Origin of the sequence: Methanolobus sp. ZRKC2 (assembly GCF_045291185.1) — an archaeon.
In the GTDB taxonomy this organism is placed as follows: Archaea; Halobacteriota; Methanosarcinia; order Methanosarcinales; family Methanosarcinaceae; genus Methanolobus.
Genome location: NZ_CP146980.1, coordinates 671,206 through 693,451 on the forward strand (window position 1 = coordinate 671,206; position 22,246 = coordinate 693,451).

At 33.9% G+C, this 22,246-nt stretch carries 16 protein-coding genes and 1 pseudogene; 4 read left to right on the forward strand and 13 right to left on the reverse strand.

The genetic code is table 11. The features are described 5' to 3' along the window. Positions 1-18: 18 nt before the first annotated feature. Positions 19-1,107, forward strand: a complete 1,089-nt coding sequence (locus tag V7O62_RS03210; RefSeq protein ID WP_406657579.1) for a glycosyltransferase — start codon at positions 19-21, stop codon at positions 1,105-1,107. A gap of 141 nt (positions 1,108-1,248) precedes the next feature. On the opposite strand, the gene V7O62_RS03215 is transcribed toward V7O62_RS03210, so the two are convergent. Next, the gene (locus V7O62_RS03215) at positions 1,249-2,916 is read right to left on the reverse strand and encodes a glycosyltransferase family 39 protein (protein ID WP_406657580.1); all 1,668 of its coding nucleotides are present in this window, start codon (positions 2,914-2,916) and stop codon (positions 1,249-1,251) included. A gap of 426 nt (positions 2,917-3,342) precedes the next feature. Here V7O62_RS03215 and V7O62_RS03220 point away from each other — a divergent pair, with 426 nt between their 5' ends. The 3 genes from V7O62_RS03220 to V7O62_RS03230 are packed head-to-tail and all read left to right on the forward strand — an operon-like array spanning position 3,343 to position 6,491. Continuing rightward, positions 3,343-4,248 (forward strand): hypothetical protein, encoded by a 906-nt coding sequence (locus tag V7O62_RS03220; RefSeq protein WP_406657581.1) that lies wholly within the window; start codon positions 3,343-3,345, stop codon positions 4,246-4,248. Then, positions 4,238-5,401 (forward strand): hypothetical protein, encoded by a 1,164-nt coding sequence (locus V7O62_RS03225; protein ID WP_406657582.1) that lies wholly within the window; start codon positions 4,238-4,240, stop codon positions 5,399-5,401. The genes V7O62_RS03220 and V7O62_RS03225 overlap by 11 nt, the downstream gene beginning before the upstream one ends. Further along, positions 5,382-6,491, forward strand: a complete 1,110-nt coding sequence (locus tag V7O62_RS03230) for a glycosyltransferase family 4 protein (protein WP_406657583.1) — start codon at positions 5,382-5,384, stop codon at positions 6,489-6,491. Before V7O62_RS03225 ends, V7O62_RS03230 begins: the two co-directional genes overlap by 20 nt. A 2-nt stretch (positions 6,492-6,493) precedes the next feature. Here V7O62_RS03230 and V7O62_RS03235 read toward each other — a convergent pair whose 3' ends face one another. From V7O62_RS03235 to V7O62_RS03290, 12 genes and pseudogenes are all read right to left on the reverse strand, one after another. Then, positions 6,494-8,002, reverse strand: coding sequence for a flippase (locus tag V7O62_RS03235; protein WP_406657584.1), 1,509 nt, complete (start codon positions 8,000-8,002; stop codon positions 6,494-6,496). Between the two features lie 133 nt (positions 8,003-8,135). Further along, complete coding sequence (locus tag V7O62_RS03240) at positions 8,136-9,674, reverse strand: ArnT family glycosyltransferase (protein WP_406657585.1); 1,539 nt, start codon at positions 9,672-9,674, stop codon at positions 8,136-8,138. Positions 9,675-9,762: 88 nt separating this feature from the next. Next, a pseudogene (locus tag V7O62_RS03245) lies at positions 9,763-10,659 on the reverse strand (IS5 family transposase). A gap of 214 nt (positions 10,660-10,873) precedes the next feature. Beyond that, entirely contained in the window at positions 10,874-12,679 is a 1,806-nt protein-coding gene (locus V7O62_RS03250) for a glycosyltransferase family 39 protein (protein WP_406657586.1), read from the reverse strand. Beyond that, on the reverse strand, positions 12,663-13,646 hold the full coding sequence (locus tag V7O62_RS03255; protein ID WP_406657587.1) for a lysylphosphatidylglycerol synthase transmembrane domain-containing protein: 984 nt from the start codon (positions 13,644-13,646) through the stop codon (positions 12,663-12,665). Before V7O62_RS03255 ends, V7O62_RS03250 begins: the two co-directional genes overlap by 17 nt. Further along, positions 13,639-14,361 carry a class I SAM-dependent methyltransferase gene (locus V7O62_RS03260; RefSeq protein ID WP_406657588.1) on the reverse strand — a complete coding sequence of 241 codons (723 nt, stop codon included), beginning with the start codon at positions 14,359-14,361 and terminating at the stop codon, positions 13,639-13,641. Before V7O62_RS03260 ends, V7O62_RS03255 begins: the two co-directional genes overlap by 8 nt. A 19-nt stretch (positions 14,362-14,380) precedes the next feature. Continuing rightward, the gene (locus V7O62_RS03265) at positions 14,381-15,478 is read right to left on the reverse strand and encodes a glycosyltransferase family 4 protein (RefSeq protein WP_406657589.1); all 1,098 of its coding nucleotides are present in this window, start codon (positions 15,476-15,478) and stop codon (positions 14,381-14,383) included. Positions 15,479-15,558: 80 nt separating this feature from the next. Next, positions 15,559-17,001, reverse strand: a complete 1,443-nt coding sequence (locus V7O62_RS03270; protein ID WP_406657590.1) for a DUF362 domain-containing protein — start codon at positions 16,999-17,001, stop codon at positions 15,559-15,561. Beyond that, the gene (locus tag V7O62_RS03275; RefSeq protein WP_406657591.1) at positions 16,991-18,340 is read right to left on the reverse strand and encodes a phenylacetate--CoA ligase family protein; all 1,350 of its coding nucleotides are present in this window, start codon (positions 18,338-18,340) and stop codon (positions 16,991-16,993) included. Before V7O62_RS03275 ends, V7O62_RS03270 begins: the two co-directional genes overlap by 11 nt. After that, positions 18,337-19,464, reverse strand: a complete 1,128-nt coding sequence (locus tag V7O62_RS03280) for a glycosyltransferase family 4 protein (RefSeq protein WP_406657592.1) — start codon at positions 19,462-19,464, stop codon at positions 18,337-18,339. The genes V7O62_RS03275 and V7O62_RS03280 overlap by 4 nt, the downstream gene beginning before the upstream one ends. After that, positions 19,461-20,405 (reverse strand): glycosyltransferase family 2 protein, encoded by a 945-nt coding sequence (locus tag V7O62_RS03285; protein ID WP_406657593.1) that lies wholly within the window; start codon positions 20,403-20,405, stop codon positions 19,461-19,463. Before V7O62_RS03285 ends, V7O62_RS03280 begins: the two co-directional genes overlap by 4 nt. Beyond that, entirely contained in the window at positions 20,384-21,343 is a 960-nt protein-coding gene (locus V7O62_RS03290; protein WP_406658327.1) for an SDR family oxidoreductase, read from the reverse strand. Before V7O62_RS03290 ends, V7O62_RS03285 begins: the two co-directional genes overlap by 22 nt. Between the last annotated feature and the right edge of the window lie 903 nt (positions 21,344-22,246).

The window sequence follows — 22,246 nt, forward strand, 5'->3', positions numbered from 1 at the left end:
ATAAAGGTCAAAGTTAAGATGAAAGTCGCAATATTTCACGATTACATAGGTACTATAGGCGGAGGAGAGAAACTAGTGCTCACCTTGGCAAAGGGTTTGGGTGCGGATGTAATCACCACAGACACAGATGAAGATTCGGTTAATAAAATGGGATTTGATAATGTCAAAATAATAACCCTTGGTGAAACAGTGAAGATTCCACCCCTTAAACAAATCTCTGCTTCATGGAAGTTTGCAAGATGTGATTTTTCAAAGGATTACGATTTCTTCATTTTTTCAGGGAATTGGGCACCTTTTGCGGCAAAGAAACATAAGCCAAATCTTTATTATTGTCATACACCTACTCGAGTTTTTTATGACCTATATGAGAACTATAAAGAGAAGCATAACTTTTTGATAGCCACTATTTTTACTACATGGGTGCATGTACACAAACAATTTACAGAGAGGTACATCGTTCACGTAAATAAAACTATAACTAATTCAAAGAATACACAACAAAGAATCAAAAAATACTGGAATAAAAATGCAGAAGTAATTTATCCTCCAGTAGATACTTCGAAGTTCAACTTCAAAAATTACGGGAATTTTTGGCTTTCTGTTAACAGGCTGTATCCCGAAAAACGCGTTAAGCTCCAGATTGAAGCTTTCCGAAAAATGCCTGACGAAAAACTTCTGATAGTAGGAGGATATTCTTTAGGTGACCATGCGTCAGATTATGCAAGCAGCTTACTTGAGGATCTACCTAACAATGTTGAAATCCTTGGAAGTATATCTGAGGACAAACTACTTGAACTGTACTCCGATTGTAAAGGTCATATAGCAACTGCCATGGATGAAGACTTTGGCATGACACCTATAGAGGCTATGGCTGCTGGTAAACCTGTAGTGGCAGTGAATGAAGGAGGCTTTAAAGAGAGTATTTTGGACAGAGAAACCGGAATATTGACTGAAGCAAATGTTAATTCAATCGTTTCCGCAATAAATGAAGTTTCCACGGATATTGAAAAATATAGAATAAAATGTTTTGACAGGGCAAAAATGTTCGACAAAAGTCTTTTCATAATAAAAATTCAAGATTTAATTACCGAATTACTCAAAAAGTAAGTAATCATCCAAATATTTCCGAAGTTTTATAAAAAATATTAAAATAATGTGAAAGAAATTAATCAATGTTACTAATACACAACCTTAGCGGATACGCCAAGGTTGCTTAAATATACCAATAAAGAGTTCCACAGATAAAACTTATTGATTTTTTCCATAAATCCTTATTTCAGGCGCAGGGAACTCTATTGGTATCTTTGGTTCTTGTTTAAATGATTTCACAAGCGAATAATTATATTTTTGTGATTTATTATTTAGTAAATCATCATAAAATAGAAACACTTCCGATTCAGGAATAACCTGACGATACCACATAGTTGAATAATTTTCATCCCACGTATAATTATCGCCTAAATTAGGAGAATTCAAAGCTTTTGCCATAGGAACGAAACGAAAACTTGTTAGAACAATATAATCAGGCTTTTCAAAACAGCTTTTTACATCATATTTTTCAGAATCAATTCGTGGAAGATTCCATTCCCATCTAGCATAATTTCCTATATACCCACTGTCACTTATGCTTGAGCCTCTAGCAATGTTATTTGAAATATATTCCGACGCGATAATCCTTGTATCAGTTGTTCTTTCCTGGATACTTTGAACAGTATAAATCGATGAAGAAAGGATTATGAATATAGCTATAAACGAGACAAAAGCTTTTCTTGTTTTGCTTTCTGATTCGTATAAATCTACTATAAACTTAGCTGCCAAAATACAAAATAATGGTGCTATCATAATTAAATATCTTGCAGCTAGAACATTTCTCAAATTTAAGAAATATAAACCCATGAAAAGTAGAATTGGCAATTCTTTATGAGGTTTTTTCGTCGAAAGATGAAAGGCATAGATGAAACCTAAAATAGATACTACAGATAAAGACCAACCCATTGTTCTTTTTAAATGGTTAATGATGTGAGGAATCCACACATTCAATTCAAGCATTGAACACTTATTAATGCTTAATCTATTTGTTTCATAATACAAAGAATTTATAAAATATTCAGTTTTCAGAAAAGCCCCTGGTGTTGTGACTAAAAAAACAATACATGTAATAAATAGATAGAGAATAATATTTTTGTCGAATATTTTTTTAATGTCTTTTATAGATGTTAGCTCACCATGTTTGCTCATTGCTAATACATGAAAGATAATTACCGAAGCAATAACAAGTCCACCAGTGTATTTTGTACCTATTAGAATACCTGAAGCAATTGCAGAATACAGATAGTAAGAAGTTTTTCTATGAAAAATCATACAGTTAGCTAGATACAATGTCAGTATTAAGAAAAAAGCAGTTGGAACATCAACCGTAGTCCATGATGAATTCTGGACATGAAACATTGTTATAGTGACAAATATGGAAGCTAGTATTGCTACCTTTGAATTATAGATTTTTTTTGAGTAAACATAAATAAGCAGTACTGTTGCTGTTCCTAACAATACTGTGAAAAAGCGAACAAAAATAAAACAAAACAAATACATATCTATTGAACCATCGGGGTATAGGAGATTAAGATCATTAATTGCAAAATCTACTATTGCTTTAATAGGATACCAGAGTATGCCTAAACTGTAATGGTAAAATGTGGGGTATCTTAAATCGGTGTTTGACTGAATATGATCGGGAAAAGTAAATACTCCATTTACTATCTTACCTTCGTCAGGGTGATAATAGTTGGAGTAGTCACCTATGGGTATCCCCCATGTAATTCCCCATATTCTTAAGACGAAAGCAACAATAGCCACAAGAATAACAAATGGCATGTAAGGGTCTTTCTCAAAATATTTTTTTATTTTTTTGAAGTACATTGATCCACCATAGTAGTTTTTAATTAGAGAAAATTCATTACTCAAATTCAAGCATTATAGAAAGTTAGTCGCTGGTTCAACCTATGTTCCTGAACAACCTTATAATGCCTTGTGACATTTTTGACAATAAGCAACATTTATCATAAAGATTATTTAGTTAAAAAGATATTAATCTTGTGAACAGAAATAGTGCAAAGTCACAGTATTTATGCAACTCTGTGAATAGCAACAATGATATAATGACATAATCCATTCACATATTAAATTGATATTAGAATTTACTTATGCTAAAGTAATTTATTTTATACAAAAAAATATATTTAATCAATTTTAAAGTAATTGATATTTAAGTAATATCAATATTATCATTGGATAAGAAAGAAAAGATACAAAAAATGATAATTTACTAAGGAGAATAGTGGTATATTGAAACAAAACGTTTGTTTAATCTGTTTAATCGCACTGGTAATTGTCTTAATTTCCACTGCATGTGCAAGCACTGAACAAAGACAATCAATTATTTTTGTTGATATTTCCGGAGGAGGCTTTTTCGGCCTGAATAATAATGGACCTGCCGGGTTTAGTACAATGGTGGAAAACACGGAAGATTTGGGTTATGTTATTGACGACAATTTTATGGCAAACTCAAATCTTGGATTCATTTCAAAAACTAGTTTGAAGCAAGTCGATATTTATGTAATCATTAACACAAAAAGGGATTTTGCTGATGATGAGAAAGCAGCACTTTATGATTTTGTAGAAAATGGTGGCAATCTCATAGTCATTTGTGATTCCCTGAATTCGATAGATGCTACCAATCGACTACTGAAGCAGTTTGATGTTGCATTCAGTAAAGAAATCATACTGAACCCAAAGATAAATTTCAACGACAGCAATATGACTTTCAATTACGCAGTACCGATTACAAAGATTGACTCTCATATTTATAGGACCATCGACTTTGAAGACTCTGAAGAACTCTTCCGCATAAACAGTTCACGACAGGCAAGAAGGGGAAATGAGACAAAAGATGAGAATACTACTATTGTGCTTGCCAAAAGAGTATCAGAAGGTAACATTGCCATTTTCGGAACGAAGGAATTTCTCAAAAACAATAGATATGAGCAGGACAAGGTCATCTGGCATTCAACTTTAAATGCTCTAACCTGGAATTTCGATGAGCATTCAACAGTAATGCTGGAAGCATTCGAAATACAAATCCCTGTGCAGGTAAATCTGACTTTTAAAGTAGACCCCTTGTCTATGTTGAAGAACTCAAACCTGGTGGTTCCCATAGAATACACCAGAGGGGATATCTATTATGCTACGTAAGTTTCTGCTGAGTTTTTTGTTGTTTGTGATTCTTACCCCATGTTCATCCGCCTATGAAGAAATCAACATTGAATATCACCAGGCTGACATCGGTGATGTGAACAGGTATTGGTATGGTCAAGGAGAATTGTCTGTACTCGATACAGGAAAAACTTTCACCTTGCATACGAATGGGAATGATATAGTATCGTACACGACTAATGCTGGTTTAACTGATCTTACGGAAGAGGAGATGGAATTTAGTTCTACATACAAGCAGAACTATTTAACCGCACTTTTCCTTTCGCAAAAACCTTCAGGCCACGGAGTATTCACTCTGGAACTGGATGTTCCTTATGTTTCCGGCAATTCATCAAAACATGTTACCCTTGCAATTGAAAATGCGGAAAGGGTCATCTATTTGAACGGACCTGTGTACTTCGAAAAAACAGATATACGCTCGGAAGAAAACTACAAGATCATTGAGATCGAAAATCCAGAAAACGGTGTCAAAATAATATTTATAACGAAGCTGGCTTATGGGATTCTGACCGGTTTTGCAGGTATATCGCTGTTTGGTCTATCACTTCTTGTTTTACTACTTTTGAGAAGAAAAGTCGTTTTGAAGACTATGAAAGAAAAAGTCCCGTACTATCTTGAAAAGATACCTGTTACCATACGGGAGGAAGAAGGAATTGAAGTAAGACTCACAAGAAAACAACTGTCATCTCTCAAAAGATACCTTCCTTCCGTCAAAAAAGAACTTGAAACTGATAATGAAGGGAAGACCTACAATACTATTAGTTTCAGAATTCCGAGAGAATTATTTGCCTTAGTTTTCATCCTGATGCTCCTGTTTATCATGCTCGCTTTCGTATTAAATATGCTTTCAGGTTACGCCGAACAAATGGGAGTGTTTGTATATGTCAATTTAGGGATGATAGCTGCAGTAGGTCTGATGATGACAATCCTTCTCATTAGCGTGGAAGATAAGTCGGATTTGAATTCTATTATAGCACTTTTCATTGGTGGCTTCATCCTTGTATTGTTTAGCAGGGTAGGCCTGATAGTGATCCCCATGTCTGTAATTGCTACTGTATTTGTATACGGATTCAACAGAGCTGTACTTAAGAACAAAAACAAGGGGACGATCGATGAAAATACTCGCCTGTGAGGAAAATATCCTAAATCCGGTAGGTGGTGGCGAGCTATCTTTTGAAACACTACTTAGAGTCCTCAACGGGAAAAATGAAGTGTTTGCTATTGGAAAAAGATCATCCAGAAGTCATGAAAGCCTGTTTGAAGCTAAGAGTATACCTGTATTTGAAACAAATACCCACATGTTCAACAAACTCCTTGTTTTCAAACAAATAGAACGTGCCGTTGAAAAGAACATTCTAAAGCAAGAACCCGATATTGTCATTACACAACAGGATTATTCAGCCCCTGCAATTAAAGCTGCAAACAGACATAGAATACCTTCGGTTGTTTTCATGCGAAACTATGAGCACTTTTGTTTATGTGCAGATCCCCAACGGAATTGTTCAAGGAAATGTTCTGAATGTTATGGGTATTCTATGATCAATCCATACAGGTATTTTGTAAATACTGTTTTTAGATATGAAAAAAAATGGATCCCAAAAGCATCACTTGTCATATCAAACAGTCATTACATGTCTAAAATCGTCAGGGACTGGTTTAATATAGACTCATTTGTGATCTACCCTTTCGTTAACGAGCCGAAATTGGAGTATTACGAACCTGAATATATCACTATGGTCAATGCTTCCAAACACAAAGGAATCGATACTTTTCTCAATATAGCAAAAAGAATGCCAGATAAAAAATTCCTTGTAGTCGGTCATAATCCAGAATTTATAGACTTTTCTCAATATGAAAACGTAAGATACATTCCGTGGATTGATAATTCAAAGGTAATTTACAGTAATACAAAAATCTTGCTTGTTCCTTCTATCTGGCCAGAACCTTTCGGTAGAGTTTGTGTTGAGGCAGGATACTGTGGAATTCCCTCAATTGCAAGCAAAATAGGAGGATTGCCTGAAGCTGTTGGAAAAGGAGGAATAGTAATCAACCAACATCTTAACGTTAATGATTGGATTAATGCTATCAACCTGCTTTATGATGAATCAATATATAAGGAATACTCAGAAAAAGCAAGAATTCACTCAATGAAATTTAACTTAGATACTATTATTACACAATTCAAGGACCTAGTAAAAAATCAAGTTGACATTACCGTCTGACTTTATATATTTTCTATTTCTATCTTTCCGAAAGCTATTTCAGTAAGCTCTTCTACAGAAATCGCTTTTGTCAGATGCAGAAACAGGATGTATAGTACAACTCCCGAGCAAACTGTTAAAGCAAGACCCAAAAATTCTCCTCCTGATATTTTTAGTATGAAATAAGAAAAAATTGCCATCATGATAGATGATAAAATTATTTTACTGCATTTCATAATAGCTTTGTTGTCTATCTTTATCTGGAAATACTTAACAATGTATACAAGTATTGAAAAGGTAAGTATTGAATGAGAGATTATTTTTGAGGCTACTGCCCCATAAACTCCAAAAGTGGGTATTAATAAAAATAACAGTACAATGTTTAAAAACATTGCTCCAAACGTGTATTTCATAAAAATATTGGCTTTATTTGCTCCGATAAGATATGCACCATTTAAAATAGCAAGTGTTTTTGTAAGTATAAAAGGAGTTAAAGCAATTAATATGAAAGCTGACTCAATAAACTCTATTCCGTATGCTTCTTTAATGAATGAATAAGATACCACTACCAATCCTGCAATAACAGGCATCATGAAAAAAAATCCGTTTACAATTGTCTGATTAAAAATAGAACTTAAATGTGCCTTGTTCTGATCTTTAACGAATAATGAAGCTGCAATTGGCATAACAGCAGTTTCTATCGCAACAAGAGGAATCAATAAATTATCTATGAGTCCTATAGCAAGGGAATAATATCCTACATATGTTGTTCCCTCAAAATAACCCAGTACCAGTATATCAAACTTCGTGTAAACCAGAAAAAACAAAGTCGATAAGAAAATTGGAGGAGAGTAAGCTATTATTTCTTTTGTCAGTCTTATTGAATTGTGTTCTGACGCTTTCCCAGGTTTGATCATGAAATAGAGAACAAGTATCAAAAAAACAGACATAATTAAGCTTGAAAGAGCATACCCTCCCATTATACCTGCAACATCTAATCCCACATATATTATAGCTATAGTCATGAGGATTTTTAGCGTTGCTTCCAGAATGTTTACTTGCAGAATGCGCTTGAAATCTTCATAGCCCTGAAGAACAACAAGACCGAATTCCAAAAGAATTGTGGCAGCGAGAAATACAGAACCGATTTTCAAAAGTTTTCTGAGGGCTGTAGAATTGAATAACAATGCAAATAGATCAGAAGTTATATAGAGAAATATCATTGCCACTAATGCTGAAGCAATCTTAATCAAAAGCATTTTCTTGTAGGTAATTCCTACTAAAAAAGTGTTTTCTCCAAGATATTGTGAAATATGTTTCTGGGTAGATCTATTAAGCCCAGCATCAATAAATACTGATGCAAAAACAATGATCATTAATGCTAATGAAAGTTCACCAAATGCATCTGGGCCAAGATATCGCGCTACTATTATTGAAAGTATAAAAAGAATACCAGATGATACTGTCTTGCCTATAAATGAGTAACGAGTACCAGCAATATTCCTTTGTTCTACATTTTTTATCATTGTCATCAATACAGGTTTTATTGCTTCAGTTTTCTGGTTTTTCAGATTTGAAATACAAAGCAGAGATAATATATAATTTATAGTGTTGAAAATAGAAGCTCTTGTACTAACATGAGAATAATATGTCTATCCATCTTATTCAAACTACTCTTTGATTGTATTCAAACCTGTAAACATTGATGGTCTCATCAGAACCTTCCGGTACAAAAGTCATATTTTGATTTACAAAATCCAGGACTTGGGGATCAGTAAAATAGGAGTCAAGTTTTCTATCTGCAATTAGCCATCCATTCTTACCTTCCATTTCAATTCTGAAAGTTTCATAGTCTTTGAGAATAATTGCACCTGTGTATCGATCTCTCAAAATCCCTTCGTCATCCTCAAAAGAATAATATTCATTTTGTCTGAGCCAGTAATCGGTTTCTCCTAGATAATACTGAGTGCATATGGGCATAGTACTGAGAACTATATCATCATCTTTGATATTTTGTTTGACATAGTCTGATGCAAATCTCCAGTGAGGATGTGGATCCTCATAGGGTATAGGTTGATAAGTATGAAATGTTTCATGATAAAGACCAATACCAGTCTGAATAACTAGAATACTAACCAGCAGTATTAGTAAGTATTTTGTTGGTGCTTTATATCTATCAGATTTATTTGACTTGATATTCCTCCATACTTCAATAATGCCATTGGAGGCAATTGCAATAAAAAGAGGGAAAGCAAAAAAGAGATATCTTGAATTTTTTGCTTCAAGAAAAAGTGTAAGAAGAATAAATGGAATGAAGTATCCAATTACAATAATAGAGCTGCAATTATCTTTTTTACTTAACATAATAATAGACAGTGCAGCAAACAATGACAATACAGTGAAATGTTTCCCAATTAAAAAGACATAGAAGCCAATGCCCGACCGCATACCTATAGGTGCAAATGTGGTTAAAAAAGGAGTATTCAAAAACAATATTCTGATGAAAATTAGAACTAAAGATATTACAATGACAAAACTGATGAGAAAATCCCTTTCATTGAATATTTTCTTTTTATCAAGCAACCTCATAGATGTTAGATAAACAAAAAAAGTAAGGCCAGTGGCAACAAACAAAATATAGAACTGGTGAACAAAAGATGTGAACCATACTATTCCAATCAGAAGAAAAGTAAAAAATGCCACCTTTATTTCATTGAATTCTCTGCTTTCGAGCCCTCTCATAATCTCTCTGGAAAAAATATATAAGACAAACAAAAAGAACACATAAAGCAATTGCAAAAGAATGTACATGCGTGCATTAAGGGACCAGTGAATCTGCAGTGGAGCAAATGACAACAATAAAGTGGTAAGAATTGCTGTCTTCTTATCATATGTATTTTTAATAAGGTAATAAGTTGCAATGATTGACAGGACTCCGATTATCATAAAAGGAAGACGTGCAGAAACTTCGGAAATTCCAAATAACTTAAATGATTCTGAAGCAAGCCACGTAGTGGGAAATGAACGTTCATATGGTAAACCTGAAGAAAGTATTGGTTGACCATTTTCAAGCATGGATATAGCTGCAAAAACATGGAATAGTTCATCTACCCAGAACTGAAGGGGATTAGCAAGCCTTATAGTGGCAAGAAGAACAAATAAAAATATCGGGATAAAGAACAAGTAGTCTTTTTTGTTTTGCATGCAATGACTAAGTGTTTATTTATATTTAAAATGATAGACTAATGCACAAATTAATATCTTAAGTATATAAAATCGTGAGAATTAAAAATTATGGCTCTGTAGAAATCCTCATTTTAATTATATAGACAAGCTTGGCACACCTGCCAAGGTTGTGCACTATTAGTTTCATTTTAATCTCTTTTACCTGATTCCAGTGTTTTCTGGCCTTAATTTCCTCACCATATTTCCTTTTGAGGATGGAGAACATAGTTTCAACCAGATTTCTGCTATGATAAAGCTCTTCATCAAACTCCTGTACCATTTTTCTGCGGAACTTACCTTTTATCCTTTTTCTCATCCTGTTCCGTAAAGGAATCATAGCTATTGCTTCTAACTCTTCTCTTGTCAGTGAATGTATGGCCTCTGAATCGTATCCTTTATCCATCACATAGTATTTTGATCTTCGAGCTTTATGACATTGCTTCAAATGTCATTGCATGTTTTGCATCATGAGCAGGTTTTCCTGAAATCTTAAAACCAGTGACAATGAGCTTAGTAGTATCAACAGAAATGCTTACTTTCAGGAAAGATCTACGTTTTTTCTTTGTCCTGAGTGAATAATAGTAGCTACAATGACCACTTGTAAAACCACTTGAATCAATAGCAGTAGTTTCTATTTTTTTTCTCCATGTGAATAGAACAGATCAAGTGTCTGTTTCAATAATCCATTGAAGTAGACAGACTTGATTCTTCTAATGAACTTATGTAAGGTTGTAAAATGTGGAACTTGTTTTAATCCAATTCTGGATTTAACTGGATTCATCAATTGAACAAGTTCAACAATACTTCTGTAATCCGTTTTCAGATACTCCTTCAACAAAACCAATGTCAATAGCTGATGTTGTGCATATTTCCTCTTGGAATACTTACAACTGAAAATCTCTAAATGTGAGTTTCCTGATACTGCTAGCGTGGTATCAACAAACTTTAATTACTTGTTACTCAAAACATTATTTATCCCCTTTGTGTTTTCGGTAGCAAGTTAACACTTTGGATTTTAATCCTTTTTAAGCTATTACATGAAATTGGAAATAGGTTTTCTACAGAGCCAAATTATTGCCAATATATTAATTCCTATCTGAATACGGAAGATTCCCACAGAACCGATACAGATTTACTTGTTTATGAACAACACACAACTACAATACCTTTCTGGAAACCTAGTCCTCATACACAAATATATTTGGCCAGTATAATTCTTTTCCATTGTAAAAGTCATTATAATCGTAACTGATAATTCTGGCTTGTTCTGCATGGTTAATTGTTTTTTTGTAAAGGAAAGTGAAAACTTCCTCATTTAACATATGAACAGGTCCTATTACAAAAATAACTTTGTCGTTCCTGCTTAAAATTCCATTCAAAGTATAGGTTTCACCACTAATCTGACCTAGGTTTACCTGACCACCAATTGTTGAAATATCATAGAACTTGTTTTCTCCATCGTAAGGTTCAAGATAATAAACATTTTTGAATTGAACTTCACCCAGATATTTTGCTCTATAATCCGTAACTACTAGCGCATAAGATGAATCAAGTTCCTTTTCATTTTCCATATAATTATAAGCAGCTTTTAATTCCAGAGCAACTGCTCTCTGATGAAGATATTCATTTCCATCCGAATGCTGCCAATCGGAAGGTGATTTAGTTGTTAATCCATTAATATTTATTCCGGGAATGGACGGGAATATTACAAATAGTAAAAGAGTAGTCAGCATTATTACAATATAATATGTCCTGTTGAACTTTAAACTATTCACTTTTAAGTATATATCCAAAAGCAGCTTGATAGTCCAGGTAAAACCAAACATCATGCATCCATAAATAAATGGTATTAAAAAATAGATATACCTGAAATCTTCAAAACGATCAAACAAATATATCATAATAAATAAAGGAATTAAAGAGAAAATCAAAAAATACGTATATTTGCCTTGTCGATTTGTGTACGATTTGACACCCATTAGCAAAGTTCCCACTGAAAACAAAAAGTAGCCCACAAGAGGCATTTTGAAAGGCAACTCAAAAAGATAGAAGTAATACTCTTCAGTTGGATTACTTAATTGATCAAATGAAAAAAATCCATCTATCTGAGAGAAGATTATTGATAAGTCTATCACACCTGATAATTGCAAAAAGATTGTCATAATCAGGAAAAGAGAAAATGATATTACAGAAAACGGTAAATATTTTGGTAAAAGGGATTTAGTGTCATATTTATAAAGAAAAAACCCTGCATAATACAAACTAATCAGTGGTATCAATATTTTTGCAAATTCCCTAGAATCCAATGCAATTATTAAAAACAAAATATTGAGGAATAATGTTAGCAAACTATTGAATATTTTTCTTTCCACAGCACATCTCAAAAACTTATAAGATAAAAAGAACACTAACAGATAACAGAACAAGAATAACGTATAAGGCCTCAGGAATCTTGCTAAGAAAATAGATATTTCACTGAATGAAAACATTACCGCAGTTAACAATGCCGGCTCTTTTCCTATGAAATCTTTAAAAGTAAAGTAAATTAAAGGAATTAATGCTGATCCTACTAAAGCAACAAAAAACCTTAATCCAAATTCATCATTACCAAGCAATTTAGATATTTGAAATATAATCCAATTAAAAATATCCCCACTGGTATACCGGCATATAGGCTCATTCGTTACATAATCGTATATTTTAAAACCAAAACCTTCCTGTAAACTTTTTATAACCGAAACATGCCACCATTCATCGTGAAAAAATTCAGGTGTATCCAAATTTCTGAATATCAATATAGTACCCAGAAATGTGAACAATATGACCGAAAATATAATCATTTTATCTGATTTTTGGTAGCTTTCACAGGTTTCTTTTGAATCAGAAATAGCTCTTAAATTTTGTAATTCTTTTCTATATAAAAAGATACTGATAATGCCTGTAATAATGGCCAAAAATAAGACGATTTCAGTTATTATTATCATACATACCTCTTCTATCAACACTTTTGCCTTTTACTATGAATAATAACCCACCACTTAAACTTACCAGCATCAATAAGACCCTTCCAAGTAAAGCAACAGTTAATGCATCTACAGAACTTATACCGATCATGCTAAATAAAAGAACATAAAGACCTTCAGTAACACCAAGAGAATTAATACTTATCGGGAGCAATCCCACCAGGCGCACTATTGTATAAATCTGAACCAATGCCAAAAAAGGCACTTTTACACCTATAGATAAGAAATACAGATAATTGCAAATAATACCAAATGATATGAATACAACAGACATTACTAGAGTTAGTAACAATGTTTTTTTATGCTTTCTGTAGAAGTAGACAGTATCAAAAGCACTTACAACTTTTGACTGGATACTTGCCAATAGCTTATGTTTATGAAAATAAGCATCATTTTTCTTAATCTTTGAAAAAGAATAGAATGCTGCTATAAATCCAAGACAAACTAGTAATAGCATTAGTAAAAAATCACTATACGAAACGTTTAATTGCTGAATCAGGAATGGATCCAGCATTACTGAAAAGAAACAAAAAAATACAAGCCCTACAAGACCTGTTAACCTTTCCATAATAACACTTGCTGCAACAGCAGCAGTTTTGTTTGTCATCTTTTTAAGGTACACGACTCGTGAGACATCACCTCCAACTGTACTTGGCAGGAAATTGTTGAAAAAAGTGCTGATAAGATAATAAGCATAAAGGTCGTTAAATGGCAGATGTATTTTATGCACTGATAGTAGTTCTGACCACTTAAGAACACTTAGCCACATGCTTGGAAAAAAAAACAAAACCACCGTAATAGCTATGAATATCAGGTTGATTTCACTTATTGTTCTCATAAATTCATTCCATTCAATCATGGAAAATATAAAGGATATTAAAGTCAATCCTATGGCCAACTTCAGCATGAAAACCATTTTTTCATTCATTCTTGACTCCAACTACCATGACACTTCTGAAAAAAGTTGTTCTTGCTTTATATACCTTCTCAGTGCTTATCAGACCAAAAGTTATTCTATGAATAAATTTTTGTCGCATAAGCAGTCCGTTAAAAAAACCTAACAACCATGTAAACATGTCACCGAAAAACGGACCACATATATAACTTATGTTAGCAACTCGGAGATTATGATCATAATAGATTTCTTCAAGTCTTCTTGCTGTGGTTATAAAATTATGAGTATAATCCCCGTTAAAGAATTCTTCTTTCCACACTAAATAATCAGGGGATATGATACATAAAAGGCCGTCCTTTTTCAGGATCCTATTACATTCATCAATCATTTGCTGTGCCATGTCAATATCATTCATATGTTCAAAGACCTGATTCATATAAACTACATCGAATGTATCTGGCTTGAAAGGAAGTGGAGGAACTTTACTTTTGACAATATCAATACCATTTGCAGACAAATCACTGGCAAGCTTTTGATTTATTTCTATTGCAACATACTCAGCTTTATTGATTTTACATTCTTCAGCAAAAGCACCTCTCCCAGGACCAATTTCTAATATATCAATCTCTTTTTTGTTCACAAAACCACTGAGGATTTTATAGATACGTTTGTTTTGTAATTTCACCAATTTAAGGCCAGCTTTTGTCGGCATTTTTTCTTTTTGAGAAAAGTGGTCATAAAAAGCCATAGTCACCATCCTTCAGTTTTTACATCTTAAGTACATTCAGAGTTTCTCTGGCACATTTATCCCAGCTGAATTCTTTTACTCTATCCAACCCTTTTGTAATAAGTTCCTCACGTAGATTATCATTTACTAAAACTTCATATATTGCTTTTGCTAATGTATCAATGTCATAAGGATCAACCATAACTGCAGCATCACCGACAACTTCAGGCAAAGAAGAACAATTTGATGATACAACCGGACATCCGCAAGCCATTGCTTCTAATAAAGGTAAACCAAAGCCTTCATACAAAGATGGATATGCAAAAATGCCTGCAAGATTGTACAAAGCAGGCATATCTTCATCTTTTATAAAGCCCAGTCTTCTTATTCTATCATTTTGTTCGATCACTCTCAACTCTTCTTTATTGTTCCATCCTCCAACATCCGTTAACACTAAATCATGAGGAACTTTTTCTGATATTATGTTGAAAGCCTGAATAAGTCTCAACATGTTTTTTCTGGGAGTGATTCCCCCTGTAAACAATATAAACTCATTGTTCAATTGATATTTTTGGCGGATGTCATCAAGTACCTGATTATTCTTTATAATTTTAAACTCACTGCTGACACCAGAATTGATTGCTTTTACTTTTTCTTCCTTAGTTCTCAAAATACTTACTATATCTTTTTTTGTATTTTCAGATACTGAAATGATTAAATCAGCTCTGTTAGAAGAACTTTTTATCATCTTCTTCATGTAAAATGTGTCTTTCCATGTGTATGCGTTCAATTCCGGCATAAAATAAGCTAAGTCATGAATTGTAACTACTTTTTTACATGGTACAAAATACGGAATTACGTTTTTAGGTGCAAACAAAACATCGATGTCGTAATTTCTACAATGGAGAGGTACATGGTAAAAATCAAATAAAATTGGGTTTTTTTCATCAATAAAACAGTCAATTAGACCTGAAAAATAGTTTTTATATGCCTGATTATTATGAACTATATAAAACTCGTAATTTTCATCTTTCATATTAGAAAATTGATTTAGTAAATTGATCAGATAAGTTTTTGTTCCCCCCCCTATTTTAGACAAATCCCGTCCATTTATTGCTACCTTGATTGGCTTTTTCATTTGAAGCATCCCTCTTTACATATCAGTAATTTTCATACTTGGAATCCCGACTTTAAAGCGAGTCCATTCAATTGAACTTTTTACTCACTTTTTTCAACATGGCCAATCCATCCACCACTTGCTCTGAAATTAAAGTTAGGAACTTTCTCAAGATTTGTAGCTACATCATCAACATCAAAATTAGTTAAATCCCAAATTTTACTCGAAAAGCCCCCTTTTATTTGAGGAATTTTTGTATAATCAAAACCCATTAAATCTGCGCATATTTTATCAATTGCTACTGGATTGAAGCCAGCCATGATTATACCCGTATATTTAGGATGTCCATGCATTGGCCCTTCCCCTTCAGCAGATACAATACCGTCTACTACACAAAAGTATCGCCTTTGGACATTTTGACTCATAAGACCGTCTTTATCAGCATAAAATAATATTTTATTTATGTCTAAAATGCATCTCCATAAAGTATCATTCCCGTACCAAGATCCTTCCATCATTTCTGTATTATTGGTTAAAGAATATTCCTTCAGTGTTTTTTTCCCTAAATACATTTTCTTCAAGGCCAGTGCTAAAGGATACAGACTATGATGCCTTTTTAAAAGCTCCCATAGGTGCCATTTGAGCCATAAAGCAGACTTTAGCTCAGGATATTCATCCCCTCCTGAGTTTTTGTTTCCCCTTCTGTGATGTGCAATCCATTTTTTGTCTCCATTAATTCCTATTAAGTTTTTCATTGCACATGTTAAGCCTGCTTTCCTATGTGTTTTCATTTTTGGCACATTAATAAAAACATCTGAATTGAGTATTGTTTTAGGAATGCAATATTCATTTTTATAAGGATTATGGTACAGAGATACTGTACCTTTACCATAGTCAGTTATTTCTAATCTCTTATAATAGGCAATTATTGGCATTAATTCACTTTTGTCTCCTAAATCGACTGCCTTATATCCAAGTGGATCCCCATTATGAATTGTTCTTTCTACAATAATTTCACTTTTTGTATGAGCAATCTCTTTTCTCATATCAAGCAACTGAATGCTTACTCCTTTGTCTAAATAATAATTTACTAATTTTTTCATTCCAGATTTTTCAATCAAATGGTTCCAATCAGCAGTTTGTAGAGGTACATCACAGATTACTATATTGCATTTACCATCCGTAGCAAGAAGCACATAATCAATTATTGTTCTAACTATTGATGCATGTGTTATTGTACATGAAGTTCCTTCCACACCCAGTACATGTTTATCATTAACAAGATTGGGTTTGATAACAACATTATCTCCTGCTTTGACAAACTCAGAAAAAGGATTCCAACTATCAGTGCCAAAATTTTCATTATCTAAGCCAAGAAGGTGAAATGACTCTCTTACACTACTATAAACTTCATTGCTTTTATCCAGATCCCGAATAATTTGGCTTGGTTTAAACTCAGCATATTTTTGAGGAGGATTAAAAGGAGCATCTGGATATTTTAAGGAATCAGAAATTTCTAAGGCAATAAAATTTTTACTCGTCATAAAAAATCTCACTCATTGTATACCTGAATTTTCCACTTTCACTGGCAGGGATCTCATCTACAAGCTCAAATTCTATCTTGCAGCTCTCACCCATGACCTTTCTTATTGCAAGAGCTATTTTTTCAAAGACCTCTTCCCTTTCTTCTTCAGTTGACCCGGCAAAGACTATTTTTATCAGTATATAATCGATACCTTTTTGGATTACCTGGAATTTTTTTATTGAACCCTCATTATATACTACACCAACAATATGAATAAAGAACTCGGGAGGGACAAAACTGCCGCTTTTTGTCCTGAAAATATCAGTTTCCCTTCCCAGAACATTTTTCAGCCTGATGAAGTTAGTGTGTCCCTTTCCACTAACAAAACCCTCAGAAACATCTCCGATCTTATATCTGATCAATGGCATACTGTAATTGGTCAGGGATGTAACAACGATATCACCAATCTCAGAACCTTCTTTTTTAATGATTTCAACATAATGGCTATGCTGGAACACACTTAAGCCTTCACCTTCAATCTCTTCAAAAGCAATATCCCCCATTTCCCTGGAACCATATACATTGAGAACACTGCATCCAAAAGCTTTGTTTACCTCCTTTCTGATATCTTCCGTCAGAGTACCAGCAGCAGATATCACAGCTTTTGGCCTTGAAATATTAATATTGTTTTCGTTTGCATATCTTGAAATGATGAACAGGGAATCGATATAACCCCAGACGAGTTCCGGCCTGGCTGTGTTTATTTTATCTATTATCTCTTTTATCTTCTCCTCACTCAGGACAAAACTATTTTCAAAATAACGATTATACAGCCAGAATTTAATTTTTGAGTTGATTGATGTTGTCCCTTCCAGCAGGTCTCTCTCAGAGCCCCATACTTTCATTTCTTTTTCGCCAATTTCCTTCCCGGCAAGTCCACAGAAATAGATCTTATTGGCAAAATTAGAACTTTCATAATCCTTATCCTGAATAAATGAAACAGGCTGACCGGTTGAACCGCCTGTATGATTCTCATAATATTCTCTGCTTGCAAGGTCCCTGCTTTTCAGTTCTTCAAATTCAGACCTGATTATTTCCTTTGTCAGGAGAGGAACATTTTCAAAATTATCCAGATTTATCTCCCCATTCCTGATGACACCAGTATCATCCAATACTCTGCCATAGTATGGAACATTCTGATAGGCATGAAATAGTAAATCTTTCAGTTTCTTATCCTGATAACTATTTATTTCTTCAGGTGACATATTACTGATTCTTTTTATGTTTTGTAGATGCTCTGGAATATTGCTTCCACTCAGATTCAAGGCAGCCAGAATAACTGGCTTTCTCCAGTTCATAACACCATCCTGTAAACATCAAGATATCCTTTCATAACTTCATTCCAAGTGAGCTTCTCGGCAATCTTTCGTGATTTTGCTCCATGCTCATTTTTAAGATCAGGATTTTTATAATATTTTGCAATTGCACCTTTCAATTCAGAAGGACTTTTAGCAGGCACTATTGTACCATTCCCATTGACTAGTTCAGCCGTTCCACCGGTATCGGTTACTATAACAGGCAGCCCTGAAGCCATAGCTTCCAGCACAGTATTGGACATACCCTCATACTTTGATGGGAGGACAAAAACATCACTTGATGAATAATGAAGTGGAAGTTTGTCATGAGGTACATATTCAAGAAAATCCACGAATTCTGCGACATCAAGCTCTTGGGAAAGTGCTTTGAGAGATGCCTCCATATTTCCCTTACCAATTATTTTCAGCCTGATGTCAGTGACATTGTCTTTAACCAACATTGCAATAGCCTTAATCAGATCATCGATACCTTTTCTTTCAATTAATCGTGCAACAGTCAGTATAGTAAAAACACTATCTTTTGACTCGCTGAGTTCTGGATTGAATTCTTCTAGCTTTATTCCGTTATAAATGACACCGATATTTACATCCGAATCGGTCTTAAGGGCAAGTTCTTTCAATCCTTTGCTGTTTGCAATAACGGCATCGGATGATTTCCATACTTTTTTTATTATTGGCTTTAAAAATACATACTGGAGAGAAAACCTGTTGTTAAACCCCGGCACATCGGAACCACGCAGGGAAACAATGTACGGGACATCTTTTTTTAAAAGATAGGCAATGGCCCCACATGGAAAACCGAAGAAAGTATGAATCAAGTCATAGTCCTTTGCATCCAATTTTTTAGCGTACCTGTAAGCTTTCCATGAATATACTAGAATCTCTTTCTGAGTCCAGTAGTGAATCTCATTTTTATTAACAGGAAGTTTGTGGATTCTTACACCAGCACCCATTTCTTCAATTTCAAATTCTGAGCCTGCTGAACTTGTTACAAGGTCAATCTCAATATCATTTTCCCGGGAAAACTCCTTCAATATATAGTAAGTTGCATTTGCAGCACCCCCACCTAATGGAGGATATTCATAATTCAGAAACAGTACCTTCAATTTAGCACCTTTTCTACAAGATAATTTTTCCTTGAATTCTGGCCATAATATATTTTAGACATGATATCTGCTAGAATGCCTGTTGCAACAAACTGGACACCAATTACTATCAAAAAGAATCCAACAAGGAAAAGAGGTCGCTCAGAAAGACTGCCACCAAAAAAAAGTTTTGAAATAGTCAGATATAAAGTGATTAGGAAGCCGACTGCACCCATAACCAATCCACATCCACCAAAAATGTGCATTGGCCTCATCGAATAGCGCTGCCAGAAGCTTACAAGTAGCAGATCAAGATAACCTTTTACCAGCCTTTTCCAGTTATATTTCGTTGTACCGTATTTTCTTTCGCGATGATTTGTCTTCATTTCACAAATCTTGTACCCTTTCCATGAAAGCATAGCAGGTATATACCTGTGCAATTCACCGTATAATTCAAGGCTTTTAGCACTTTCACTAATATAAGCTCTTAAGGTGCATCCTGAATCATGTATTTCCTCACCGGTCACGTTTTTACGGAGAAAGTTGGCAAATTTAGAGACAATTTTTTTAGAAAACGTATCCTTGCGATTATAACGCCATCCACATACTACATCACAATCCTGATTTTTGAGCATATCCATCATTAGTGGAATGTCCTTTGGATCATTCTGCAAATCAGCATCCATTGTAGCAATAATGGCACCTGCAGCAATATCAAGACCCGCCTTCAATGCTGCACTCTGACCGAAGTTCTTTCTCAGTTTCACCACTTTCAGGTTGCCGTCACTTTTGCTAAGTTTCTGCAAAACGTTGAATGTAGAATCTTTGGAACCATCATCTACAAAAATAATCTCATAAGCAATTCCTAAAGGATTTAGAGCTTCTACAATTTCCTTGTAGCAAGGTCCAACACTTTCTTCTTCATTATATGCCGGAATAACTACTGACAATTCGATACCCATTCAGCATACCTCTTAAGTCCGTTTTCAATTGTTGTTTTTGGTTTCCATCCAATTTCCTTCTCAGCTTTTGAATAGCTTGCAAGAGTATGTTCTGCATCACCTTTGACTTCGGCCGTGTGAATTATCTCTGAATCACTCTCATTTATCTCTTTTATTTTCTGTGCAAGTTCGCTTATGCTTATGGACTCCCCACCACCTATATTGTACACACCACTGCCCTTTTGCATGCAAAGCATATTGGCAGCTACTATATCATCGATATAAGTGAAATCCCTTGTTTTGCTGCCATCACCAAAAATATTTATAGGCTCGTTTTTTAGTGCAGCTTTTGTAAAGATGCTTATTGCAAGATCGGGGCGCATTCTTTGACCATAAACAGTGAAATAGCGAAGCGAAACACTCTTCAGCCCATATAGTTCTTCAAAAACCCGGCAATAGTGCTCTGCTAATAACTTGGATACACCATAAGGCGAAACAGGATTGTTAGGATGTTCTTCATCAAATGGAAGATATTCTACCTTGCCATAAACAGAGGACGAAGAAGCATTAATTATTTTCTTTACGTCCGTATCAAGAGCTGCTTCCAAAAGGTTTAGAGTACCGGTTGCATTTACTTCATGAGGCTTGCTTGGATTTTCCACTGAAATTCTAACGCCTGCCTGGGCAGCCTGATGGAATACGTAATCAACACCATTCAATATGTCCTTTAATGATTCCTTACTTTTAATGTCATCTTCAATAAAAAGGAAATTGTCATTTTCAATGAAAGGCTTAATGTTATTTCTTTTGAAAGTAGGAGAATAATAATCATCTAAATTGTCGATGCAAATAACTTCATTTCCATCTTCCAGAAGATTATCGACAAGGTGTGAACCTATAAACCCTGCACCACCTGTAACTGCAATTCTAATAAAACAACTCCTGCTAAACGTTTTTATTCACAAAACTTAAGCAAGTAGGATATTTCACTATTAAATAAATACTTATCTATTTTTCTGATGTTCTGTTTTCTAAATTTTGAATTCTAACAAAAATATGAAGTAAATTATTTTAGCATAAATAGTGTCTATTTGCACCACTAAAAACATATTCAATCATATACTTCTGTGAATCAGATTAAACCATAGAAATTATCGGATGCAATTTTAATAAAAAAGTCAATTTTAGAATGGAAACTCAAGCCTTCTTCGAAACACGCCTAAACACCACATAAATCAAAAGGATATACCCAAACAGAGTAACAAAGACAAAAGACACAGCCATATCAAAAAATGATGAAGGTATGTACCAACAGGTAGAATAGAACGTGAATAAGGATAATAGTATTGCTGCAAGAAGGCTGACTAATCTCCTCATAAAAACAAGAAGGATTATTTAGTAATATTCCTTGCACAAAGGAAATAAATAGAAATGTTCAGTCTCATCCCTAATATATAAAGCATATAGAACTACATACTTTATGATTGATTCATGTCAAGGATACTCATATTAAAACATTATTTATAACTATGATCATACCCACCAGCTTCATATCAATTGTTTTAAAGCAATTAATAAAAAACACATGCTAAACCCTGTTTCCGCATTATAATTTTAATTGAAAAACTGACATGCAGAATCACCACTCTTTTTACTTGTACTTAATTCACTGTATCTGGGATAATGGCAACATATTTTGGAGTAAGACCAAATTTAAGAATATATATTTGGCCTTAGTAAAAATTAAAAAATATGTCTATTGATTCCATTTATAAGAAATACTAGAATTTGTAGCATATCCAAACTGTTTGGATTAATTTCCAAAGATTATATATCCTACTTGTGTACAAGATATAAAATGC